Genomic DNA, 24,725 nt, shown 5'->3' on the forward strand with positions numbered 1-24,725 from the left:
ATATTTAATATCGAAGCACAATTACTCGTTCATGATGGAATTAATGGAGGCATAAACCATAGGCAGGAAGCCCTCGGAAGGTTCGCCAACCGGTGCATGGATATGGAAAGCGAAGCCATTGCCATCCAGCTCTTTCACGATGAAATACTCTGTTTTCTTATTATTTTGAGACATCATGAACAATTTTGCCTCTTTCATCGGGCCATTGCTAAGCTTTTCCTCGCTTATTTGCTTGACCGCTCCGTTTTCTGACAGTTCTTTCTTTGCATCCGCCTTCAGTTCATTCAGATTATAATCCAAAGGCAGCTTTTCAATCTCTACCTCGTAATCCGGATCAATCTTCATAGTCAGTTCATGATCATCAGCATCGTAAACCATCGGTTCAAACACATATAATGAGTATCCTTTGCCTTGAGCCAGTGTAACCGGGCGCTTTTCGGTCATGCCTTCCACGGTCACTTCCAGCTCGGATGTTTTGGCACGATCCGATGTAACATTACCACCCGCATTCGTACCGTTACTGTCATCGGACTCGACCTTGGCGATTTTCGTAAGCACCAGCTGTTTGGTCGTTGTATCGCCTTCAATGGCTTTCTCTACATATTTGAATTGAACGGAATCCTCATCATCAATGTCATCCAAAGATTTCTGCAGATCTTCACCCACCTGGAAAGACATCGGCTCCTCTTTCACACGAATTTCAACCGTGTGCGGGTCTGCCCATCCGGTCAAAATGCCTTCGGCTTCAATCACAGCACTTTCCTCTGGCTGCTTCCCTGGTGCCGGTGTCTGTTCTTCTGTATTATTCGCGGGTGGCTGAGCAGTCGGGCTACTGTTGCCGCAGGCCACAAGAGAGAATCCCATAACCAAAACAAGGAATGATGCACTAATATTCATAGTATTTCGCATATGAACACCTCCGTTAGCTTATACGCAATGATGTTTGTCCATGTTGCCTGACTTGTTAACTTGACAGCTTAGTATTACTTACACGGCTGACCCGTCGCTCAATCATCGAAAGTGTTCAATGCTCCTTTGACACCATAAATAGTCAGCCAGCTTGCTCCATTTGTACAAGCTTCGCGTTGGCTCCGTTAAAAGCTTTTGTCTGCTTGTTGAACTGCTGTCTTAACTCGGCAACTTTGGCATATTGGCTGTTCCGTTCCCGAATCGCACGTTTGATCTTGACCAGATTAGGCTCCACATTGCCTCTCATTAATGCATATAACTGCTCGTCCGCATCAAGGCTCTGCCTGTAGGAGGCAACAAAGGCTGCAAGCGACGCAGCTCTTTGCTCATACTGATCCAATACCGTGTGGGCCTGAGCCAGGTTCTCTTCCTTCTCAAAGGATAACTGATCCAGCGAAGTTCGCAGTTCTTCCATCTGTTCTTTAGTCCTGCTCATCACCGCTTCAGCTTGTTCCAGCAGTGTGCTTCGCTTGGCAATATGTTCCTCTGCCTGATCGAGCAAGGCCTCCAGATTACTGTTCTTGTTCTTTCCTTTGTTCAAAATCGATGTATACAACTCCATGTCTTCCCGTTCATGATGAACAAGCTCCTTCAGGCTCTGGTTCATCTCCTGATCGGTAAGAATCAGTTGATTGACTTGATTTGCCGCAGGTACCTGCGGCTGACCGCAAGCACTGACAAGCAGAGCCAGCAATATGCTGACCCCGGCCAGAGCTATCTTTTTTCTTCTAAGCACCTCGGGGTGCCTCCTCTCTTGCAACTGCTATGTTGTTATTACAAGCGGGTGTCTGCGCTAAAATTCGCTACCCAATGTGCATTCGGATCGTAGACCTCAAACTCATAACCCCGATCTTCAAGCAGTTTCAAAATGCGTGGCAGTGCCTGAACCGTTTGCTCGCGCTCATGCATCAAAATCACTTCCTTATCCCGATGCACACTGCTGCTAACCCGCTCCACGATTTTGTCCGGCTGACCTGGAAGATTCCAGTCAAGGGAGTCGGTGGTCCAATCCCACATTTTGAATCCGGCCGCAGCAATATCACCCCTGAAGGATTCTCCGATCTGGGGACTGCTGCCGTACGGAGCACGAATCAGATGCGGCGTAAAACCGATCAGATCCTTGACCATCTTCTGCTCCTTTTTGAACTCCTTCACAAAATTAGAGGAGTTTCCGCTCTTATACAATTTGTTATAGTTATGTGTCATGCTGTGAAGCCCCGGATAACTGCCCTCTTTGACAAGCCGTTCCACTGCTTCCTTGTGTTGATTCAACTGACGTCCAATCATGAAAAAGGTTGCCTTTGCCTCATGCTGCTTCAAAATATCCAGCAGTTGATCGGTATATACACTTGGTCCATCATCAAACGTTATGTATGCCAGCTTGCGCACCTGACCCTGGAACCGCGCAGGCTCCTCTTTGGACTCCGGTGTCATTTCAATCATGCCAAGGTTGGTTGGCTGTTCAATCGCAGCTACTGGCGGAGGTGCTACATATTCCTTGATCCAGTGCGTCATGCCAATGAATACATATGTTAAACCGATAATGAGCAGTGCCAGAAGCGCCAGCGCAGCACTCAGTCTCCCATACCGGATTTTTCTTCTTCCATGCGTCTTGGTTCGGCTTGTTCTATGCGGAATGCCGCCACTCTCTCCCGCTCTCTGTTGTTGAACTCTCACTTCCAGGCCACTTCCTTACTTTCATTTTTTCCCGATTATTGGTACATTATATCGTTTCATGTCTCTATATAGAAGATTAATAGAAAAATGGTCCTGGAGAATGACAGAATAGTTACAAGCCCGGTTACAATCTACTTATCTATTTTTTCTCTTATACTTTTCCTGTGGGCATCATGTCCTGTATAATAAATTGATTTACGCCATTTGACTTCAAGAAGGAGCCACATCCATGACTAGCTTGAACCGTGCCGGCAGATCGATCTTTCTGCTATTCTTTGTCGGCATTATTGCCATTTCGTTTTCTTCCATCTTTGTACGTTGGTCCACAGCCGACGTCGCCGTCATTGCGATGTACCGACTGTTCCTCACCAATCTGCTAATGCTGCCTTTTGTGTGGAAATACCGGCACGAGATGATGCGTTTAAACTTCAGACAGTGGGCTTTACTCCTCGCATCCGGCGTGATGCTTGCACTGCACTTCCTGCTCTGGATGGGATCGCTTCGGCTTACGAGTGTAGCCAGTTCAACGGTCATTCTCGCTTTGGAGCCTATATTGATTCTCGCCGGTTCCGTCTGGCTGTTCAAAGCCAAAATCAACCGCATGATGATCATCGGTATGGGCGTTGCCCTGCTTGGATCGATCGCTATTGGAGCTGGAGATTTCCAGTTGGCAGGCACAGCGCTGCGAGGGGATATTCTTTCTTTGCTCGGAACGATCGCTGTGGCGGTACACATGCTGCTTGGACAGTTTTTACGTGCCGGACTAAGTGCCTTCTCCTATAACTTCTGGGTATTTTTCGTAGCTGCCTGTACGCTTGCGGTATATAATTTGGTTAATGGTCACCCGTTTGGCGGTTATGCGGCTTCCGAGTGGGGAATTTTCCTGTTGCTCGCAATCGTGCCAACGATCTTTGGACATTATCTCTTCAACTGGCTGCTTCAATATATGAATGCTACGACAGTATCGATGGGGGTACTGGGGGAACCTGTATTTTCCTCCCTGTTGGCCTGGATGCTACTCGGTGAATCCCTCAACGGGCTTCAGATGTCTGCCGGGGTTGTCATTATTTTCGGGGTATGGATCTTCATTCGGTATGGCAAAACCAAACCACAGCCCATTCCCTCAGATGCTCCTATAGCTGGAAAAGGGCCTGTCGAACCTACAGTGGTGTAACTTGCGTTTGTATTAGGATATTTGTAAAAAACAACTGGAAACTGCATCACGCAGATTCCGGTTGAATCCATCCCACTACATATAAGGCGGTGTGTTTTCATGAAAAATATTGTATCCATGCGCTGGCTGCTCGCCAGAATGTATGAACCAGATGTCGTCATTGCCGATTGCCGATTCCTGCTCGGTCAACCGGATGCCGGAAGACAAGCTTACGAGGCTGGACATATTCCAGGTGCCGTTTATCTCGATCTGGAAAAGGATCTGTCCGCTCCTGTATCTACCCACGGAGGGCGTCACCCGCTTCCAGATGCGGCTGCTCTGGCAAATCGCCTCTCCAAAGCTGGCATCGGCTCGAATGCACGTATTATTGCCTACGATGACCAAGGCGGTATGAACGCCTCGCGATTGTGGTGGTTGCTTCGTTATCTGGGACATGAACAGGTGTATGTCATGGATGAAGGCTTCTCTGCCTGGCAAAATGCCAAGTTTCCAGTGACAACGGATGTGCCGATTCAGATTCCGGCTTCGTTTGAGGTGAACTTACAGCCTCAGATGCTTGCAAGTGTGCAGGATGTGCAACAAGTCTCTGCAAGTGGCAGCGCCGTGTTGATCGACTCACGCGATGCCCGCCGCTATGCTGGACTGGAGGAACCCATTGATGCTAAGGCTGGGCATATTCCTGGCGCACTGAATTATTTTTGGAAAGATGTGCTGGATTCGGAAGGACGCTGGACGAGCGAACAAGATGCGGAGAAACGCTTTAACAAGCTGGACAAAGATGGTGCGATTATCGTGTATTGCGGTTCCGGTGTCTCCGCTTGCCCAAATGTGATTGCGCTGGAAGAAGCGGGATATTCTAATGTGAAGTTGTATTCTGGAAGCTGGAGCGACTGGATCAGTTATGAGGAGAATCCGGTGGCTACCGGAGAGGAATAACGTGTAATAGATCAAGAGAAAGCCCGCGAATGTCGCGGGCTTTGATTTGTTATAGACATTTCTGCAAATACGCCAATTTCTGGTTCATACATCGCCAATGAGAGCAGAAATCAACACGGAATCACTCTGAGGAAAGGCGAGAACAGTTACAAATCACATAAACTATAATCCCCCTAAAGTATTACTTTCTAGAATCAGGCTCCCAGAAGTCGTTCTTTTTGAATTGTTTATGCTAAGCGACGATTGTATTGCTTTACTATTTATTCCGTAGGTACCAACTTAAGAAGTCGAACGATCAACGCGACTGATTCTGCTCGGGTAGCGTTGGCATTAGGCGTGAATTCATGTACCTTCTTACCATTTATAATTCCGGCATTACCTAATGCGTTAATTTGATCTTTTGCCCAGCTACCATCAATATCCCCAAATTTAGAGTTGGTATCTAGCAGGGTTACATCAAGTACTCTAGCTAGTAATGCTGCGATTTCAGCTCGTGTAATGTCACGATTAGGTCCGAAACTTCCATCTGCATATCCAGTCATGATTCCTTTTTCTAGCAGGGTTCGAATCGCATTTTCAGCAAAATGACCCGTTGCATCTGTAACAACTTCAGTTCCTGTAGCTGTAAGTCCAAGTGCTTTTACAAGCATTTGTGCAAATTCCCCACGAGTTACTTTGGCCTCACCTCGGAATGTACCGTCTGTATATCCCTTTATGATTCCAGCTCGTGTAGCGTAATCAATGTCAGCATAACTCCAAGAAGTCATTTTCACATCGCTAAAGGTTGTTGGACTTGCTAATTCGGCCTTTAGTTTAATTTCAGCTACTACCTTTTTATCCACTTTGTCACTGTAAACAGGTTTACTTACGACAAGTGTTGGCGCTGGTTCCGTTGGTACTGGCGTTGGTTCAGTAGGTGTCGGCGTTGGTACCGTTGGTGCTGGTGTTGGTACCGTTGGTGCCGGCGTTGGTGCTGGTGTTGTTGGTGTCGTTGGTGTCGTTGGTGTTGTTGGTGTTGTTGCTGATTCCACTCTCACGACATAAATAGTCTTCGTGGTTGTATCCTGTGCCGTAACAATAACCTTGTTCCCCGTTGCTAATGTAACCGCTGGAGTTATTCCGTCCGCCTCATATACTTCAAATGTCGCATCGGCTGCTGGTGTAATCGCTACCTTCAACGCAGCTAACGTTGTTCCGTATGGAATGTTCGTAATCGTTTCATTCAATGTGCCACCTGTGCTCACCGTTCCAATGGTTGAGGTTAACGTGGAAACTCTGCTCTTGGCCTTTATGTCCGCTGGATCAACCGTCAATACTTGCTCAGCAGATGCCGGTGTATCCAGTGTGGCCGCTGTACGTACAATGATCTCATCCCCTGCTTGTACACTAATGTTATCTACTGAAGTATCATCCGTTGCAATGGCAACATAACTCTCGTAATTTACGTTGTACTCCATCGCATCCGTAACACCATTCAAACGCGTTGTATCCACGTTGGTTCCTGGTGATAAATATACTGAAGCTGGTGGATCTTCTTGCATCGTTACAGTGTACGTGGTCTTCGTGGTTGTATCCTGTGCTGTAACAATGACCTTATCTCCTGTCGCTAAGGTGACCGCTGGATTGATTCCGTCCGCCTCATAGACTTCAAATGTTGCACCAGCTGCGAGTGTGATTGCTGCCTTAAACGTGGCTAAAGTTGTTCCGTAAGCAATATTCGTGATCGTTTCATTCGGTGTGCCACCTGTGCTCACCAATCCAATGGTCGAAGTTAACGTGGACTCTGTGCTTTTGGGCTTGATGTCTGTTAAATCAACAGTCAACACTTGTTCCACGGATGGCAGTGTATCCAGTGTAGCTGCTGTACGTACAGTGATTGTATCTCCTGCTTGTACGCTAATGTTATCCACTGAGGTATCGCCTGTTGCAATGGTAACGTAATTCTCGCTATTCACTTTGTATTCCATCGCATCAGTAACACCATCCAAAAGCGTTGTGCCACCGTTTGTCCCAGGTGACAAATGTACCGCTGGAGCACCTGCTTGCATCGTTACGGTGTACGTAGTCTTCGTAGTTGTATCCTGTGCTGTAACAATGACTTTGTTCCCCGTCTCTAATGTGGTAGCTAAGTCTATTCCATTCGCCTCATAGACTTCAAAAATCGCATTGGTTGCTGGTGTAATCGCTGCCTTCAACGCAGCTAACGTTGTTCCGTATGGAATGTTCGTAATCGTTTCATTCAATGTGCCACCTGTGCTCACCGTTCCAATGGTTGAGGTTAACGCGGACTCTGTGCTTCTGGTATGAATATCTGCGATACCAACCGTCAATACTTGAGCTTCGGATGCTGGAACACTTGGTTCTGCCGTTATACGGACAGAGATTGTATCTCCTGCATGTACACTAATGTTATCAACTGAACTATCATCCGCTGTAACTGCATTGTAATTCCCGTTATTTACTTTGTACTCCATTTCATCCGTAACACCATTTAATTGCGTGGTGTCAAAATCTGTCCCTGGCAACAAACTTCCCGTTGCGGGTGCTGCTGCTTTTCCTATAACCGTATAGCTTTCGGTCATCACTTCATTATATGTCGTTCCTTTAACAGCAATCGCCTTAATCGTCATATCTTCCGTCACCACGATTGGTGAGACGTATAGTGTACTGTTCAGCGTTGGTTCATCGCCGTTCGTTGTATAATAGATAGATGCGTTCGTCGTCCCGCTGCTAAGCGCGATCTGTGATTTCCACGCGACAAGCCCACCTTCAATATCTGCTCTAGGCGTGTCAGCCAGGAACACTTGCAGTTGAGGATAATGCCCCTCTTTGATAAACCACTCATTGTCAAAATCCCAAGTCGAAAATGTGGAAATCGTTTTCATCTCCGCAGTTGTCTTAGGTACACCTTTCCCTGAATTATCCCATTGCCCTGAAACTTCTCGATCATAATAGGTATCCACGTGTACGCTAGCGTTAGGAGCTGGATAAGTACCGCCCACCAACCCACCGGTAGTGTTGCTGCCAGTAATGCTACCTGCAGCATAACTATTTTTGGTCGAACTTTGATATTCAAGCCCTATTAAACCACCTGCTTGTTGAGATGAAGCATGAACTTTAGCTGTAGAATAGCTGTTTACAACCACACCTGTATCTTGATATCCGATCAGGCCCCCTACATAGTTAGCTCCTTTAACGTCACCAGTCACATAACTGTTTGATATTGTTGACTGACTCCTTTGGGCACCTGCTATACCACCTACAAACATCCCGCTACTAATGATATCCACATTTTCCAATCCAATATTTTTTATATAAGAACCCGAAGCCAAGTCTCCAAAGAGACCGATAAAATTATTATTATTTTTTATTTTCAGTCCCTTGATCGTGTAACCATCACCATCCAAAGTGCCTGAAAAATAAGAAATAGGTGTCCAATATTGACCACCATTATATCCTGCACCCGTTGGAGAAAGGTAGTCCGTTAAATCAATATTATCCCCGAGCTTAAAGTAGCTACTACCATAACTGCGAATGCTATTTAACTGCTCAGGTGTTGTAATGATATAGGGGTCACCTGCCGTTCCCGTTCCGCCACTAAAGCCTGTCGCCGCAAATACCTGCGAAGGATTCACCATAGGTCCGAATAATGAAATCATCATGACCAAACACAGCACTCCGATTAAACCAGTCTTTCTTGATCTACCTGTTCCTGCCCTCTGTACCATAGAATTTCTTTCACTCCCATTTCATGATATTTGTCATAGCACTTTGTAAAGGCCTATCATATTATTAGGGTTTGAAAAAGAATACTCACTAAAGTGAGTATGACGCAAAAAAAGTCGAAAAAGCCAATATCAGCGCCCCTTACGACGTTAATGATCGGCTTCTACATCACTCTATTCCATACATTGCATCTTCTTAAAGTAGTTCTCTTGCTCGTGCAATCGCATGAGCGCGACGGTTCACTCCTAATTTTCCATATATACGATAAACATAACTTTTAACGGTTCCTTCAGTTAATCCCAGTTGATTAGCAATTTCCTTGTTAGAAAAACCATCCATCAGAACGTGCAAAATCTCTTTTTCTCGTTTCGTAAATTGCTCAAGCAACTCCGTCCGATCCTCCGTCAATGTGGCTGCAAGAGGAGGCTCTGCATCACCGGAAGCGATTGTAAGTATATGGGATTCCTCCAGTGATTTGAGGTATACCATCCGAGTGATCATCAGATCCAGCATGTCCATTACCTCCTTGGTAAACACACCGGAAATGAAGTTATTTTCCAAATAAAGAACCGATAGCAATGGTTTACCTGGAACAAGAATGGGCATACATAGAGCCGATTTTGACTCAACCCGACGAATATAAGAATCCGCTGCATAGAAGCTGCGCGAAGCATCTGCAAGCATAACCGCTTCGCCCGTTTTGATCACATATCGAGCAATAGACTCCGCGTAGACAATAGCTTCTTGAGCGTGCAGCGACCCACCTGCCTGATCCGTAATGGAAAAGCGTCCTTCATTGCTGTTCAGTATATACCCTTTCACCGCGCCTGAATGTCTAATTACGGTTTCGAGGAAACGACGGAGTACCGTTTCGTTGATCTCTGTACTGGACCATTCGGAGATTTGCTGCAATAGCGTCCTCTCGCTTGCGATAATGGGTGTCCTTTCCATCTTCAATGTAACGCCAACTTCTTTCACCATCATCCTGTACGGTGTTACCGGTACACTTGATACTGATCCCCACTCGCGGTACGACTCTTTCAGTTCTCTGACCTTGGCAATAGCCCCCCAGCTTGAATAAGCAGCACAAGCATCTGCCATGAGGGTATTTGCTCCAATTGAACTGCCCGCTTCTCTATAGAAAATCGCAGCCCGTTCTAACGAAATACCCTCCATTAAAGAATGACTCTCTAATCGTGCAGTACGAATCGCTTCATCATAGCCTTTCGTCGCAGCTGCCCGATGCCCATTAATCCGCTTGAGTTCGGCAGTGACGAGTAGATAAGCTGAAGATTGATTCCCATAATACCCCGTCCAATTCTTCATTGAATGCAACAGTTTAGTAAGCTTGGAACGGATATGTTCACGCTCCTCTTCCGGCGAATCATCATACATAGCAGCAAGAGTTAACGAGTGATAGATGTGCTGCTTGCGAACTTGCATCCGTGTCTGCCTAAACGTGTTGAACCGCCCTTCCTCTACCCAGTCAAGCGCGTCATGATACCGTCCTTCCAAATAAGCAATTTCAATCTGGCAGGTACAGAGATAATACACGTCATTATTCAGTGTCTCGTCTGAACGGCTATTCTTTAAAGGCAAAACGACTTTATCGCTTTCTTCAACCTCCCCCTGTAATTTCGCGATATACCACCTTGCGATCCGGAATATGCTGTGAGTTTCCTCATCTACAAGCATCTGAGAAATTTCTTCATACATCGAAATACGTGCAGTCAATGCATACAAATCACCGATATGCGTTGTCACACTCGTCAACATCGAAATACTTACATAAGTCAGATTGGCAGATTCCATCCCATAGTGCATCGACTTCTCCAAATGCTTGAAGCCTTCTTCCGGATTCGGTTGAAGTCTGGCAAGCCCTCGGATATAGTTCAGTCGGCATCGTAAGTCCATACTATTAAATGAGCCAGAAAGGAGGATTGCCGTATCAATATAATGAAGCCCGCTACGAGATAGAGAAATTTTATTTCTAAGAATGACTAAACCATATCCAGCGAGTATAAATGCAAAAGCTTCGTTGTTCCCATGCCTCAGACCATACCGAATAAATCTTGAGAATAACATGGCAGTTAGCTCCAGACTTGTAATAAAGACGGACGTTGATATCGCCATGATGAGGTTAGAGAGCGCTTTATAATGTGGGTCACGATTTATGGGTAAGTGAGCAAGATTTTTACGGTTGTTATGCAACGCTATTTGCGTCAGCATCACTTCTTTGACAATTACTGCTTTTTGAGGTTTGAGCGGTAGTTTCCAACCGAATTCCTCCAGCGCTTGCCGCCCGATCTGTACGGCCATATCATTTTTCTTCAGATAACTATACATACCAATCCGTATCAGATAGATCTGCGAGCGTTCAACCAAGTCTGTTGTACAGTGCATTAACCGGTTGAGCAATTCTTCCGCAGCAGCCTGGCGACCGCACATATATTCACATTCTGGCATCTCCAGCAGCAAACGATAGACCAGTGAATCTGTTCTCTTCTCGTCATCCTTCACAAGTCGTAATCCCACTTCGAAATAGTGCAGGGCGGCTGCATATGCAGTCGCAGCTTTCGATTTCAGACCTGCCTGAAGATTGTATTCAGCCAATTCGTTTCTCTCTGACTCCTCCACCATATCGTCCATACCTAGATTTAAATGGTACACCATATCGAAAATAGCATCTTCCTGTTGGGCCGATGAATTAGTACGCAGCACGCGTCCAATCTTCAGATGCAGGGCTGCTTTCGCTGATTTTGGAACAGACATATAAGCAGCCTGCTGTACCCTGTCATGTAGAAACCTATAATAACTTTCTTCCGTTTCATGGGCATCATACTCTCGGTACAATAAACCCTCTTCCTCGAAAAATTGTAAGCACTGTCGTGTATAGGTAACGGAACGGCCACTTACCAGAGCGAGCGTTGAAGGAGGAAAGCGATGACCAATAGCCGCTGCAATAACAAGCAACTCCATCTGGTCTGTCGGTAGCTTCCGTATACGTTCACCAATGAAATGAAGAACACCCGGGTCTGAAGGTATCTGTGTTACTATAGCTTCTTCCCAAGTCCACATGGATGATTCCTCATCGAAATAGATCTTTCTTTCCCTATACAGGCTATCTAGTAGACGGTGTAAAAATAAAGGGTTCCCACCCGTTCGATGATATAACGACTCCCCAAGCAAGCGAATCCTAACCGTGTTTTCATTCAATGTCTGTGATACAAATCGTCTAACCTCATTATAGGACAGGGGGGATAATGCAATATGCTGGAACGAAATCGGAGTATAACTTCCTTTCAAGGCAAGAACGTTTTCAATCCATACGGTTGCTGCAGCTTCGGGATCTGCGCTACTTATTCCTTCTGGCATGGCTTCGTCACGGAAAGTCCCTATGATGAATAAACCCTGCAATACCTTATCATGTACAATGGTACGAAGGACTTCCAAAGTAGCTGAATCGGCCCATTGGAGATCATCCAGAAATAGAACAAGTGAATGTTCTCTGTCTATAAATGCTTTTATAAATATAGGAAGCAGACGGTGGAGTCGAATCGTTGCCTCAGCAGGTGGTAGGGCTTCCGCAGCAGGAGTCTCTCCAAGTAGGGTTTGTACTTCCGGAAGGAGTGCTGCAAGAACACCTGCGCCCTGCCCTAGTACTTTTGCTAATCTGGTCTTCACCATGTTCAGTCGCTCCGGTGTTTCACCCAACGTGTGCTTAATCAACTTTTGAAGCACCTGAAGCATGGGTGAGAAGGGAACATCGTGATTCTTCGGTTCACATTTCGCCTCCATGAACAGACCACATTCTTGTATTTCTTGCATTTGAAATTGTCGGATGAGTGCCGTTTTCCCATTTCCCGCTTGACCGCTAACCAACATCAACACCGATTCTCCAGAACGAACCTGATCATGTGCCTCGCGAAGCTTCTCTTCTTCCCTTTCACGGCCAAAAAGTGTTCTTGGCAGCCGAAAACGGCTTGCTTCATCTGCACGCGAAATTTCAAAAAATGAGATATGACCTTCTTTCATGAGTAAAGAAAGACATGTTTTCAGATCCACTAACAGCCCATACGTGCTCTGATACCTCGCCTCTGTCGACTTTGACAGCAGCTTCATAATGATCGCTTCCAGCGATTCGGAAAGCTCCGGACGCAGCTCTCTCAGCGCTGTGGGAACAATAGCTAGATGGGCATATATGTAATCTTCAGCACTCTCGGCCTGAAACGGTACTTTCCCTGTGAGCATTTCATAATAGATCATGCCCAACACATATAAATCACTTCGCTCATCCGGCCAACGGTGCAGTCTCCCCGTTTGCTCTGGTGAGATATAGACATAATTCGTCTCATGATTTTCTTGAACCACAGCTGAGCGGGTTTCCAAATCGATCCGTATATGAGCGGGATTCAAATTCCCCAGGTCAGAGCCTCGCTTATGTGCCGCATGAACTTGTTCCGTAATAGATATAGCCATATGTAAAAACGTCTGAACGAGTACCGGGGTCTCATCCAGCCATTCCTTTAGGGTCATTCTGTCTGCCTGCGCCAAGTCTTCAATTCCCCCATCTGATTTTTCAAACTACTGGATCATTCCATGATTCTATATTTCGTCTTATTCTATCATGAAGTATCCATTATGGATTGCAAAATCTTTGCATCATGCGTGATGAGCGCTTATCTCGATCATCATAACAGCCCATCAACTAGGTTGTACCTTCAAACTGATTACATGGTACAGAATTTATAGATATATTGAAGTATCAAATTTTACTCTCGCTACGCAGGCATGAAAGAACCGATCAATACCAAGATAGGACATATTCCAGGTGCGGTGAACTACTTTTGGAAAGACGTGTTGGATTCAGAGGGGTGCTGGTGTGGTGCCAAAGCGCTGGAAGAAGCAGGATATTCGAACGTGAAGTAGTATGCGGGAAGCTGGAGCGATTGGATTTCTTACAGTGACAATTCTATTGCGACTGGAGAAGAATAGAAGGCTTATGCAGATATATAATATGTAATTTAGAGTACATCGGTCATGTGGCGATGTACTCTTTTATTTTTCGTATGGTTCTAAAATCGGGAGAGTCGACAAGGTTCTAATTCAATTCTTGATTCCCGATCGATGATTTCACTTGCAGCTAGACGCGCAATCAACGGCGCCAGCGTAATCGCAGAATGCATCACCGTCAGATAAAGTCCCTTTACGTGATCTTGAAAGCCCACAATCGGATAGCCGTCTTCAGGCATAGGTCTCAAGCCGACCTTTATGCTTTCCAGTTCCAGTTGATTCCCATCTTTCAGACTGCGACGCAACGTGTCGAACGCTCGCTTACCAACCGCCTCTGGTCCGTTTTCCTCCGACTCGTCGATATAATCTTCCGCAGCCAGCAACGTATATTCTGTCAGTTGACGCGCTTCAAATTGCGCATTGGAGATTAATGTATGGATCAGTTTATTCGCAGTTTTCATCCGAATCAGAATGGAAGGCGACGACGTTACTGGCACTGGGCAACCTAACGGGTTGCAAAGTTCGGGGACGCCTGTACCTGCGGCCAATACTACGACATCCGACTCCAGAAAACCGTTGGACGTATGCACGCCGACCAAACGGGAATCTTCTTGCTGAAGCTGTGTAACGTTGGTATCGAACTGAACCTTTGCTCCATACTCCCGTGCTTTGTTCAACAACAGCTCCGTTATCTCTATGGGGTCTACCGCACCTTCTTCGCTGACATACATCGCTTCGTCCGGATAGTCCAGCAGATTCGGCTCCAATGCTTCAATCTGCTCCCGGTTTAATTTTTGAAAGTGGGGTTGCTCCCTTAGGGGCGGAGTGTCCCAAGTTAGCGCTCCATGCCAATGAATTTTCAGTTCGGGTAACTCTTGCTGAAGCGTATGATATTCTTCCAAAGCTGCATCGTACAAATGCCAGTAATCGGGAGCCACCCTATGAGTCGTATGTATCCAGGCAAAAGATTTATCCGTGACTTCACGCGCCGCTGCAGGATGCCGTTCAATAACGGTTACATCTTGATTTCGTTTGGCCAGATGATAGGCCATGGACGCCCCGACAATCCCTGCACCGATAATCACAATTTTTTGTTTAATCAATAATGACTCCTCCTTTTTCACCCTATTGTAACATAGGCGTTATGATAATCAGACGTTATAACATATGAGCGGAGCTGGAGCGACTCGAATAGTTCTAAGGAGAATCCGGTTCCTGCTGACGAGGACTAACTTGAGGTAAATCAACTGTTCTAGCAAATAATGCCGCAATTTCAGCCACTGTCGTTTCTATCCAATTGACTGTAATACGAAATAGGACGGACAGGATGCACACTGTATACCAGACGAAACCTGCGATTTGAACTAATAGTGCTATTCTCTAGTGGTACGCTCACACATAGACAGGGACCTCTCCGCCATGATCGGCAAGGGTCCCTGTTCCTGGACTTGATATAAAGCGAAATTAAGTGATGGTAAGACTTCCGCTTGCATATCCAGCTATGGTTGAAGCCACATCAATTCCGGCTGTTACTGATGCTGAGAAGACCATAAGCAGGCGGTCGCCGGCGGCTACTGGAATACTCAGCCCTGTAGTCAATCCGCTGGATATTGTGCCCAATGACAAAATGCCGGTCAGTGGTGGAGCCAAGGTTACCACTGCACCCGGTACAGCCGTAAAGGAGTTATTAGGTGTAGTCGAATGGTATAGTTGTGCAGTTAAGGTTACTGTAGATCCAACCAAGCTAAGCCCAGCTGTTGTACTGAAATAAGCGGCCAGTGAAGTAATCGTTCCTGCACGCGATGCCGAGAAAGCGAAGTTAAGCAAGGTGCCTGCAGCGCCTGTGAGATCAATAATCCCTCCGTTAACACTTATTCCTGTAGCATTGTTGCCAAATCCAACTAAACTGGAGGTATTCAAAAGTCCGCCTAATACCGTAGTCAACGCAACAGGAAGTCCTGATGCGTAAGGGATGAGTGCTCCAGAACCTGCTGCCCCTGCTGCCCCTGTTGCTCCCGTAGCTCCGGTTGTGCCATCTGTGCCTGTCGCTCCCGTTACTCCGGTTGTCCCTGGTGTGCCTGTTGCCCCCGTTACTCCGGTTGTCCCTGGTGTGCCTGTTGCCCCCGTTACTCCGGTTGTGCCTGCTGTTCCTGTTGCTCCCGTCACTCCGGTTGTGCCTGCTGTACCTGTTGCTCCCGTAGCTCCGGTTATCCCTGCTGTGCCTGTCGCTCCCGTTACTCCGGTTGTGCCTGCTGTACCTATCGCTCCCGTTACTCCGGTTGCACCTAGTGTGCCTGTCGCTCCCGTAGTCCCGGTTGCCCCTGTTGCTCCAGTGCTGCTTGGGATTTCACCCAGTAATTCTGAAGAAACTAAACGATGGGCTGTTACCAAAGAGCCTGTGCTGCTCTTACCCCATACTGATACTTGAACAGGATCATCAACCATCGCTGTTGTTGTGAAAGTAAACTCGAAGGCATCAAAATTGGCATAATAGTTGTTGGTTATTACTTGATTTGGTGCGATGTCAAGAGACTCACTGACATACAGAATCCTCAATCCACCACTCATGTAATACCCTTGTAGCTGTATGGTTGAGGCTGTCACATCGCTGCGGTTATCCATTCTGACGGTAACTGACTGAGTCGGTCTAATACCACTAACAGAATTATTTTCTATCGGCCCTGTTGATAAAAAGCTCATCGTTACTCTCCCCTTTCTTTTGAGTAGATTTTATCTGCTAGATGTTTTTAACTGTTTTTTCGTGTTCCACCACCCGGTGTGCATCTACCAATTGTCCCGACGCTTGTTTGCCCCATACTGAAATTCCTACTTCTTCCGCACCTTCCGTACTGGTTTCAAAAACAAACTCAAAAGCATCTAAGTCTGCAAAATAATTTCTGGTCAGTGCTTCGTTAGGTGCAATACTGATCATTTCGCTCACATACAGCGTTCTTGTTGTGCTTAGCACATACCCCTGAACGGATACTGTTACAGAGTCTACAGCAGTTCGACTTACCAATCTAATCGTTACCTGTTGTGTCGGTCTAACACCAGAAACCGGATTGTTTTCGATCGGCCCAGTTGATAAAATAACCATCTTCCCCATCCCACCTTTTTATGAACCTCTTACTCTCTTAAGCTCACATGAATAGTAATATTCAAACATTAAACCAACGGTGTGGACAAAAGACAGGCGTCAATTCACCATTATTCATAAGACATATAAGGTTACCGCAAGAAGCAATATATGAATTTCTTAATGTTGCGTTTAAACATTTAAAAACATAGAAATACATTTTAAACTTGATAATACAGCTTCTATGAAAGCAGTTGAAAATGCTGGAATTCAAATGTATTCGCAAGGGGTTATATACGAATAGGAAAAAGGCTGTCCCATAAGTCATGCTCATGACTTTTGGAACAGCCCTTTTCATGATTATTTTGGTCTAATGAAGCTGGCACACGTTATTCGTTCCCATTCGTACCGTTCCGAAATGTAACGATTCACAGAGACGTTATTTCATCGATTGCATCGCTTTTTAGGCTCTGATACTCATTGATATAACGGATATAATCATGTGCACTTTGGTTAATTTCTTCATCAGTAGCTTGAAATGAGGCACCAAAGACTGCAAAATACGGTAACGCTACGGCGCCAACATGATTTATACTGGCTTTGAAAGGCGTAACCACCTCATCTACGGTAAAGGACACTGAACCATCCCTTGTGTAACTTTCCTTCTTGTCGCCAATGGATATAGCCAAGCCCATCTTTTTCCCATGAAGCTTGTTACCTGTTGATCCGTACGCCCATCCGTAAGTAAAAACATCATCTAACCACTTTTTCAACAAAGGTGGATAGCTGTACCAATATAACGGAAACTGCAAAATAATATGATCATATGCTTCGAGTAAATTCTGTTCTCTGGACACATCGATGTTCCAATCAGGATAGGCTTTATAAATCTCATGGATTGTAACATCGGAGTATTGCAGCAGCTCATCTTTCCAGCGTTGATTTACTCTTGAAACCTCTATATTGGGATGCGCCAGAATGACGAGTGTTTTCATGATTAACATTCCTTTCTATATAAATTGAACTAAAGAATATTTACACTTGCCACTCCGATGACAGAACAACCTTCCGATCACTGTTATCCCCAGATTTTTTTGATTCCCTTTTCAAAAGGGAAAAATCCGGGGATAAAGGCGAACGCTCCGCTTCTTCAGGTTATTTCTGTCCTCTCCGTTCTCGTGTAAATGTTTTGTTCAATTTATAAGGTTCAGTTTCAGACTTCTTTTTCGAATATGGCCATTATCATATAAGCCTGAAAAAAAGAAAATACACACCCGAAAGTAAGATGGTTACTTCAAAGTGTGTATGGACTTCATCAGCCATATTGTGAGAAAATGAGTAGTTATACCACATCAACAAGATGTAACATGAACGAGGTGATATGTCATGAAGCAATATAACCTGGGAATCGAAGCGACCCTCGAAATTATGGGCGGCAAATGGAAAGCGCTAATCATATGTTTATTAATGTCTGGCGTGAAAAGGACAGGCGAATTACAGCGCAGTATAGACGGTATCTCGCAAAAGGTCCTGATCCAGCAATTACGCGAGCTTGAGAAGGACGGCCTTGTCAGAAGACATGTTTACCAACAGATGCCGCCCAAAGTCGAATACAGCCTCACAGCGTATGGAGTCACCGCCAACAAGATCGTGGATGTGATGTGTACATGGGGACGGGAAAATATAGCATTAAGGCAACAACAAGGAGAAGACATTCTACTATTGGAAAATAAAGAGCCTGCTTTTTGAGCTGGTACCCATAGACGGGACACTTTGAAAAGAAGGAGCACTTAAATTGAAAAACTATCTTGTATTTGGTGCTAGCAAAGGATTAGGAGATGCATTTGTCAGGGGTGTGCCTGAGCAAGGCGATAAAGTCTGGGTCGTGTCTCGCACGAAACCTGATAACTTGAAGCTGGACGATGGGGTAGAGCGCATATGGATACAGGCAGATCTGTCTGAGCTCCATGCATCCAAACAGATCTGCGATGTGCTTCAGAACGAAACGTTGGATGTTCTCATTTACAATGTGGGCATTTGGGAAAAAGAGGGTTTCGAGGACCACTATACGTTCGATAAGGACACCCCCTCCGACATCAGTAATCTGATTCATGTGAATATAACATCCGCTATTGTGTGCATTCAGGCATTATTGCCCCACCTCAGGCAATCAACAGCAGGCAAAATCATTCTTATTGGCTCGACTGCGGGCCTGAGCAATGCAAACAGTACTCAGGTATCTTTTGTGGCCTCCAAATTTGCCATTCGTGGGGTTACAGAAGCCTTGAGAGAACATACAAGAAAAGACCGGATCGCGGTTACGTGTATCAACCCGGGAGAACTCGCAGCCGAAGTTCCTTATACAGATGGCATTGACCGTGCTCTTTCCGAATATAATGGTACACGCATCCCTCTTCAGGATATGGTTTCTATCGTAAAATGCATCGTCAGCCTGTCCAATGCAGCCTGTGTAAAAGAAATTAATATGCCGGCAATTACGGATTTGAACGCTTAAACAAAATTCCAACGGGATTATAAAGAATTCTCAAGTTGATCAAGAGAAAATACACAAATCAAAATCAGCAAAAAGCCCGCACAATAGCGGGCTTTCTTGTCATATAATCTCAGGCTAAATCATTTTAAAGAATGTAATTTTACAACTGCATGCGAGCTTTTGAGCTTTTGAGCTTTTGAGCTTTTGAGCTTTTGGATAATTTCATTGCCCTGTTGAACAGCCCATTACTGACAAGTCACTTTGAGTCTGTCATGCATTCCACCAGTGCCCGCAGTGAATAATCGGAGGTCGAACACAGCAGTACGCTTCCGGTCGTCTGCGGCAGTATCTCGTCATCATACGGATTGCGCAGCACCAGATTCAGCAGCGGCTTAACCGAAGCCAAGGCCTCAGCCAGTGCCAGCTGAGCTGTGAATAGATGGGCATTAAGGGTGCCCTGGATAACGACATCCGCATCAGCAGCTTGCTGTACCAGGGACTCTATCTCCTCCGCATCAGGCTTCATTGCGCAGTAGCGGGTCTCCACAGCCAAGCCTTCATCTTTTAATAGAGAGGCTAACCTGATCTCCGCAGAACTACTATTATCGGCCTGGGTCAACTGCTCCTGCTGCGGCAGTATCAGCAAATATTTCAGCGAATCCTTGAGTGGCAGCAGACCCTGCGGATCCCGGCTAACTTTCACGGTCATACGAGCCAGCTTCAGAGCCGCCTCCGCCCACTGCTCTCTGGGAATCGGCTGTGCAGCCGCCTGGTACTGCTGGAATTGGTCATACAACTGCCGAATACGAAGAACCGATTCGTCGATTCGTCCCTCGTTGATGCGCCCATCCCGTACAGCAGCCTGAATACCCGCGATGACCCGGCTCTGAAACTCCGGCGTATGGCACATCAGGATCATATCGTTCCCCGCCTGAACGGCCAGAACCCCCACGTCTTCCGGGCTGAAATTTTTGCGAATTGCCCCCATTTCTATGTCATCGGTACAGATCACCCCCGTAAAGCCCAACTGCTTCCGCAGCAGTTCCATGGCAAAAAAAGGACTGAGTGAGGCCGGAAGTCCGCGGGATTCCGGAATGTTGGGAAACACTAGATGCCCCATCATGATTGAATCCGCCCCGGCTTCAATCGCCTCCACGAAGGGAAGCAGAGGACCTTCCCTGAGTTGTTCAATCGTCAGCTCACATTCCGGCAGAACGATATGTGAGTCACCGCTTACTTGCCCATGACCGGGAAAATGCTTCGCTGTCACGGCTACACCTGCTTCATGCATCCCTTGAATATAGCCTCGACCGAACTGTGCCACCAGCTGCGGATCCTCTCCAAAGGAACGAACACCCACAACCGGATTATCTATATTCGTGTTCACATCCAGCACAGGTGCCCAGTTCATAGGAATACCAAGGGAATGCAGTTCACTGCCGATGATTTTACCGAGCAAACGGGCGGCTTCTGGATCTTCACTTAACCCCACTGCCCGGTTGCCAGGGATATAGGGAAAAAAGGACTTAAACTTGGACAAGGTGCCGCCCTCTTCATCTACCGAAACATAATAAGGCAGAGGGCTGCCACTCTCTCCGGCTATGTTCTTTACTTCTGCAAGCAGCGCATGTGTCTGCTGCTCGCTCTCAATATTATGGGGAAAGATGCCGATTCCCCCGAATCGGTGCTGTGCCATTCTGCCGCGAAACTCCGGCTCGGCCCGAGTCGATGGTGTGCCTACTACGCACATCAGGGCTATTTTGTCTTCCAGGCTCATTACCGTCAGATCGGCTTCTGGATGGATTGCGTCCAGACCCAGTTCGTGATAAAGCGTGCGCTCCAGATAATCATGCAGATAGAACCTTGATTTCACAAAATGCTCCGCCATATCATAAGGCTGGTAACGCTCCAGCGCAGCCTTCATCCGAGGGAGGACACCCTCACGTCCACGGCGGTTTCTCGTATAATTGTTATGGAGTGAGCGCCACTCCGCATCGTCTCCGGGATACAGCTCCCAGCGGTAAGCATACTTATGGATTGCCCGTGAACGATCTGTCGCCACCTCAAAATCATGCATGATCGCAATCAGTTCCGCTTCTTCCTTGTGCTCGCGCACTTCGTCCATCAGCTTCCAGATCACATCATAATAATCCTCCACCCTGTAATTGCCGAGAAGGTTGTGTCCGGTAACAGGATCAATGCCATGAAACCGTTCCAGAAACCGGTCGATGAAGGTTGCGGTATCCACCTTGCGGTTCCAGGCCAAATCCGCATGCAGCAGCATGGGGTACCAGGTTGTTTCGAAAATACCATATGGAACACCGAGGCTGAAAGGCCCCGTCCAGTTGGTAGCAACCACACAGCCAAGATTCAGCTTGTCGGCCGTCTCTGCCCACTGAAGCAAGTTGTCTGTCCTGTTCAGCAGTACCGGATAATTCTGGTGCTCAGCCCAGTCAAAGCTGCGGACTGCTGGTGCTCCCATAATTTCAATGCCGAGCGCCCTGAATTTATTGGCATGCGAAGTAACCTCCGCTTCGATATTGCGCCCGTTGTAGATCCAGATCATGGCGACACTTCGCTGATCCAGCTTAGCCAGTTCCTCTGGCGGGCATTTATCCAGCATGTCATGCCAGAAAATCGGCTGTTTCCCCCGTTCTGCCGTAAATGCAATCAGACGATTCAAAAAGGCGATAAAAGCTCGTTCCCGCACGCCTCCAAACTCGATTTTGCAGCGTTCGCATTCGCATAGGCTATAGACCTCGTCACACCCGAGGTGGATATAACGAGAATCCGGATGAGCATCGATCATCTCCTGGAGTAAGGTAGTTATCAACTCATAGGTCTCTGAATGCGATGGGCAGATCTCCCCGGTGGACTGCTCTGTCTCGCGAAGATGCCGCCAACCCTCGTGGCGCAATACATATTCAAGATGTCCAAAGCTCTGCTGGAGCGGAATAATCTCTATAAAGTGCTCATAGGCGTTCCGCTTCAGTTCTTCCAGTTGTGAGCGACTTAACGCATGCTGTGGATGTGCGAACTCGGGATGCGACCGAAATGGGAACTTATCCTCGTATTCAATCAAAATCGCGTTCGTCTTATAACGAGCGAATTCAGCCAGATATTCCGTCAGCAGTTCCGGCTTTGAGAACGTCTGACGCAGGTCAAAGTTCATTACCCGCAAAGGTGTATCCGGCCAGTCGGTTATGGACACCGCCGGGATGACACCATCCGGTCCATGCAGTTGTACCAGTGTCTGCAATCCATAAAATAGACCCGCCGCATCCAGTGCGTAGACTTCAGCCCTTTCGGCTGACACCTCCAGCTTATACCCTTGTGGAGGTCCGTCCAGCCCAGTCAGATCCGTTCTGTTTTGTTGAGTGAACGAACTGACACCAGGGATGACCGGGCTCTTCCGTTGCGCTCCCAGGACTTCATGAACTGCATGAGCTCCATGTTCCTCATCGACTACCTGCTGCGTTTCCTGCCCTGAGAGACGTTCGAATACTAACAAATAACCCTTTTCTATCCTGGAGCATGTATATTCCATCCCTGGAAATGCCCGGCGACAATGAATTTCCAATCTGGGATCATCCTGTTCCAAGAAAAGACTCCATCTTTCCTCGCCATTCAGCCGCAAGGCTTCTCCTTCGCTCGCTGCAATCTGCTTCGGTTGTGGTATCAAGCTCTGCATCGCTCTCCTCCTATTCTCAGCTCTGTGGACTGATCCGGCCATTCTTCCAACACTGCAAAACACTCAACTTTCCACCATCCATGTTGAAGCTAACGATATCGGCGGGTGCCCCGACCTCAATTCCTGCAGCCTGTTCAAGCCCAAGCAGCCGGGCCGGATGCACCGATGCACAGTCCCAGGCATCGGGAAGCCCGGACAACCCCGCTTCCACAAGATAACCCACCTGATCCGGCAGCATCATCGCCGAGCCAGCCAACAGCTCCGGCTGGCCAGCAATGTGCAGCCGACCTTCCGCCGTCAATACCACATCTCCGCCGATATGCAGGTGGTAGGAACCTGGTGACATACCGCTCAGCGAGACGGCATCGCTGACCAAAATGGCGCGATTTCGTTTCATCCGGAGAATTACGGCCAGCACGGACAGCGGAAGATGATGACCATCCGCTATCATGCACCCATACAGCTCATCGGCCGCCAGCTGTTCCCACAGGTAGTTGGGATGACGCGGAAGCATCAGGTGCGCGCCGTTGCCAAGATGTGTAGACATCACTGCTCCTACGGAGACCGCTTCCCTGATCTGCTCTGGCGTTGCTGCCGTATGTCCAATCGAGACAAGAATGCCGGATTCGCAGCACCGGGCAATAAATGAAGCTGAACCAGGCCACTCCGGGGAAAGGGTAATGATGCGAATCAACCCATCGGCGGCATCCTGCCAACGGCTGAGCGCCTCCCAATCAGGCGGAACAATATGCTGCCTTGGGTGGGCGCCGCGTGGGCCATCCTCCGGCGAGAGGAATGGGCCTTCCAGATGAATGCCAACAATTCCCTCGGCCGCATCCGGGTTCAGCCAAACGGCTTTTGCAATGACGGAGGCTGCCTCAGCCAGCCGTACGGAACTGTTCGTAATCAACGTCGGGCAATAGCTTGTAACACCTTGGCTTTGCAGCTTCCGAGTCAGCTGCAATACCGTATCTGGACATAGCGGGGCTGTGTTCAAATCCAGCCCCCATCCGCCGTTCACCTGTAAATCCACCAGTCCGGGCGCAAGCCAGGGCAGGCAATCTACGGGAGGCGACATTTCAAGTTCAGTAACAGCAGTGATACGTCCCTCTCTGACCTTCACCTCAATGGGCATCCCCGTTCTGTAGTGCTTCCCGATCATTGGCACGCTCACAGGCCGTAGGCTTCCCGGTCTGTGAACATCGTGATTCCGGGATGTGTACGCAGGATGGTGGCAGGACATGCTGTGCTGATCGGATCATATAAAGCTGCCGCAAGCGCACTCCGCTTGGATGCCCCTGGCACAATCGCGAACAGCTCCCTTCCAGCCATCAACGTTGGCACAGTCAGGGTCAGCGCCTCCGCAGGCACGTCATCCAGTTGGGCAAAGCACCCATCGTTCACCTGCTGACGGCGACAGGCTTCGTCCAGTTTCACCGCTTTGACGATCCGCGAATCTTTAAAATCGGCAACAGGCGGATCATTGAAGGCAATGTGCCCATTTTCTCCGATCCCTAGGCAGATGATATCAATAGGAGCCGCACGCAACAGATCTCCATATCTCTTACACTCCTGATCCACATCATGTAGCCCATTCAACAGCTCCACCCGTCCAGGCTGCACTCGACTGAACAGCCGATCCGTTAGATATCGTCCAAAACGCTGGGGAGCCGTATCCGCCAGACCCATATATTCATCCATATGAAAGGCATAGACCCTTGACCAATCGATACCTTGCTCCCGTACCAGACCTTCATACAATTCGTTTTGCGAAGGAGCAGCAGCGAACACCATGCGAACCTGGCGCTCCGAATCCTGAAGCAGCTGTCTTAATCTGGCCCCAACCGCAGCCGCAGCCGCTGCCCCCATCTGATCCCGATCGGCATAAACCTGTACAGACATATGCTCAACGATATGAGTCTTGAGCGGTTCCACCAAGTCATTCACGTTCATGTGCTTCCTCCTCCTT

At 47.4% G+C, this 24,725-nt stretch carries 16 protein-coding genes and 1 pseudogene; 5 read left to right on the forward strand and 12 right to left on the reverse strand.

Annotated features, from left to right (window positions below):
- Positions 1-21: 21 nt before the first annotated feature.
- The 3 genes from ACDJ58_RS21395 to ACDJ58_RS21405 all read right to left on the reverse strand — a co-directional run bounded on the left by ACDJ58_RS21395 (position 22) and on the right by ACDJ58_RS21405 (position 2,646).
- Positions 22-909 (reverse strand): hypothetical protein, encoded by an 888-nt coding sequence (locus ACDJ58_RS21395; protein WP_413372795.1) that lies wholly within the window; start codon positions 907-909, stop codon positions 22-24.
- A gap of 142 nt (positions 910-1,051) precedes the next feature.
- The gene (locus ACDJ58_RS21400; protein WP_413372796.1) at positions 1,052-1,705 is read right to left on the reverse strand and encodes a YkyA family protein; all 654 of its coding nucleotides are present in this window, start codon (positions 1,703-1,705) and stop codon (positions 1,052-1,054) included.
- A gap of 38 nt (positions 1,706-1,743) precedes the next feature.
- A complete protein-coding gene (locus ACDJ58_RS21405; RefSeq protein ID WP_413372797.1) occupies positions 1,744-2,646 on the reverse strand; it encodes a polysaccharide deacetylase family protein in 903 nt (300 codons plus the stop codon).
- A gap of 229 nt (positions 2,647-2,875) precedes the next feature.
- Here ACDJ58_RS21405 and ACDJ58_RS21410 point away from each other — a divergent pair, with 229 nt between their 5' ends.
- On the forward strand, positions 2,876-3,820 hold the full coding sequence (locus ACDJ58_RS21410) for a DMT family transporter (protein WP_413372798.1): 945 nt from the start codon (positions 2,876-2,878) through the stop codon (positions 3,818-3,820).
- 99 nt (positions 3,821-3,919) lie between these two features.
- The gene (locus ACDJ58_RS21415; RefSeq protein ID WP_413372799.1) at positions 3,920-4,756 is read left to right on the forward strand and encodes a sulfurtransferase; all 837 of its coding nucleotides are present in this window, start codon (positions 3,920-3,922) and stop codon (positions 4,754-4,756) included.
- A 260-nt stretch (positions 4,757-5,016) separates the two neighbouring features.
- On the opposite strand, the gene ACDJ58_RS21420 is transcribed toward ACDJ58_RS21415, so the two are convergent.
- Both ACDJ58_RS21420 and ACDJ58_RS21425 read right to left on the reverse strand, forming a co-directional pair.
- A complete protein-coding gene (locus ACDJ58_RS21420) occupies positions 5,017-8,418 on the reverse strand; it encodes an S-layer homology domain-containing protein (RefSeq protein ID WP_413372800.1) in 3,402 nt (1,133 codons plus the stop codon).
- A gap of 259 nt (positions 8,419-8,677) precedes the next feature.
- Positions 8,678-13,036, reverse strand: a complete 4,359-nt coding sequence (locus ACDJ58_RS21425) for an AAA family ATPase (protein WP_413372801.1) — start codon at positions 13,034-13,036, stop codon at positions 8,678-8,680.
- A gap of 225 nt (positions 13,037-13,261) precedes the next feature.
- On the opposite strand from ACDJ58_RS21425, the pseudogene ACDJ58_RS21430 reads away from it, so the two are divergent.
- A pseudogene (locus ACDJ58_RS21430) lies at positions 13,262-13,477 on the forward strand (sulfurtransferase); the annotation flags it as partial.
- An 80-nt stretch (positions 13,478-13,557) separates the two neighbouring features.
- Here ACDJ58_RS21430 and ACDJ58_RS21435 read toward each other — a convergent pair.
- The 4 genes from ACDJ58_RS21435 to ACDJ58_RS21450 all read right to left on the reverse strand — a co-directional run bounded on the left by ACDJ58_RS21435 (position 13,558) and on the right by ACDJ58_RS21450 (position 17,566).
- Positions 13,558-14,598, reverse strand: a complete 1,041-nt coding sequence (locus ACDJ58_RS21435; RefSeq protein ID WP_413372802.1) for an NAD(P)/FAD-dependent oxidoreductase — start codon at positions 14,596-14,598, stop codon at positions 13,558-13,560.
- A gap of 361 nt (positions 14,599-14,959) precedes the next feature.
- Positions 14,960-16,195 (reverse strand): exosporium glycoprotein BclB-related protein, encoded by a 1,236-nt coding sequence (locus ACDJ58_RS21440; RefSeq protein ID WP_413372803.1) that lies wholly within the window; start codon positions 16,193-16,195, stop codon positions 14,960-14,962.
- A 37-nt stretch (positions 16,196-16,232) separates the two neighbouring features.
- Entirely contained in the window at positions 16,233-16,592 is a 360-nt protein-coding gene (locus ACDJ58_RS21445) for a hypothetical protein (RefSeq protein ID WP_413372804.1), read from the reverse strand.
- Positions 16,593-16,999: 407 nt separating this feature from the next.
- Positions 17,000-17,566 (reverse strand): NAD(P)H-dependent oxidoreductase, encoded by a 567-nt coding sequence (locus tag ACDJ58_RS21450; protein ID WP_413372805.1) that lies wholly within the window; start codon positions 17,564-17,566, stop codon positions 17,000-17,002.
- A 391-nt stretch (positions 17,567-17,957) separates the two neighbouring features.
- On the opposite strand from ACDJ58_RS21450, the gene ACDJ58_RS21455 reads away from it, so the two are divergent.
- Together ACDJ58_RS21455 and ACDJ58_RS21460 are read left to right on the forward strand one after the other, a co-directional pair.
- The gene (locus tag ACDJ58_RS21455) at positions 17,958-18,320 is read left to right on the forward strand and encodes a winged helix-turn-helix transcriptional regulator (protein WP_413372806.1); all 363 of its coding nucleotides are present in this window, start codon (positions 17,958-17,960) and stop codon (positions 18,318-18,320) included.
- 46 nt (positions 18,321-18,366) lie between these two features.
- Entirely contained in the window at positions 18,367-19,086 is a 720-nt protein-coding gene (locus tag ACDJ58_RS21460) for an SDR family NAD(P)-dependent oxidoreductase (protein WP_413372807.1), read from the forward strand.
- Positions 19,087-19,321: 235 nt separating this feature from the next.
- Here the strand turns inward: ACDJ58_RS21460 and nagZ are convergent, their stop codons facing one another.
- Genes nagZ through ACDJ58_RS21475 form a run of 3 tightly spaced genes read right to left on the reverse strand, consistent with a single transcriptional unit; the run spans position 19,322 to position 24,709 of the window.
- On the reverse strand, positions 19,322-22,756 hold the full coding sequence (gene nagZ, locus ACDJ58_RS21465) for a beta-N-acetylhexosaminidase (protein WP_413372808.1): 3,435 nt from the start codon (positions 22,754-22,756) through the stop codon (positions 19,322-19,324).
- Positions 22,757-22,772: 16 nt separating this feature from the next.
- A complete protein-coding gene (locus tag ACDJ58_RS21470) occupies positions 22,773-23,930 on the reverse strand; it encodes an N-acetylglucosamine-6-phosphate deacetylase (protein WP_413372809.1) in 1,158 nt (385 codons plus the stop codon).
- Positions 23,927-24,709 (reverse strand): glucosamine-6-phosphate deaminase, encoded by a 783-nt coding sequence (locus ACDJ58_RS21475; RefSeq protein WP_413372810.1) that lies wholly within the window; start codon positions 24,707-24,709, stop codon positions 23,927-23,929. Before ACDJ58_RS21475 ends, ACDJ58_RS21470 begins: the two co-directional genes overlap by 4 nt.
- Between the last annotated feature and the right edge of the window lie 16 nt (positions 24,710-24,725).

This window comes from Paenibacillus taichungensis, assembly GCF_047302525.1.
Classification (GTDB): Bacteria; Bacillota; Bacilli; order Paenibacillales; family Paenibacillaceae; genus Paenibacillus; species Paenibacillus taichungensis_B.

Coding starts and splice junctions, on each gene's coding strand:
- ACDJ58_RS21420 (WP_413372800.1), bottom strand. CDS start 8,418: ATGATGATTTCATTATTCGGACCTATGGTGAATCCTTCGCAGGTATTT.
- nagZ (WP_413372808.1), bottom strand. CDS start 22,756: ATGCAGAGCTTGATACCACAACCGAAGCAGATTGCAGCGAGCGAAGGA.
- ACDJ58_RS21395 (WP_413372795.1), bottom strand. CDS start 909: ATGCGAAATACTATGAATATTAGTGCATCATTCCTTGTTTTGGTTATG.
- ACDJ58_RS21440 (WP_413372803.1), bottom strand. CDS start 16,195: ATGAGCTTTTTATCAACAGGGCCGATAGAAAATAATTCTGTTAGTGGT.
- ACDJ58_RS21450 (WP_413372805.1), bottom strand. CDS start 17,566: ATGAAAACACTCGTCATTCTGGCGCATCCCAATATAGAGGTTTCAAGA.
- ACDJ58_RS21455 (WP_413372806.1), top strand. CDS start 17,958: ATGAAGCAATATAACCTGGGAATCGAAGCGACCCTCGAAATTATGGGC.
- ACDJ58_RS21410 (WP_413372798.1), top strand. CDS start 2,876: ATGACTAGCTTGAACCGTGCCGGCAGATCGATCTTTCTGCTATTCTTT.
- ACDJ58_RS21445 (WP_413372804.1), bottom strand. CDS start 16,592: ATGGTTATTTTATCAACTGGGCCGATCGAAAACAATCCGGTTTCTGGT.
- ACDJ58_RS21415 (WP_413372799.1), top strand. CDS start 3,920: ATGAAAAATATTGTATCCATGCGCTGGCTGCTCGCCAGAATGTATGAA.
- ACDJ58_RS21475 (WP_413372810.1), bottom strand. CDS start 24,709: ATGAACGTGAATGACTTGGTGGAACCGCTCAAGACTCATATCGTTGAG.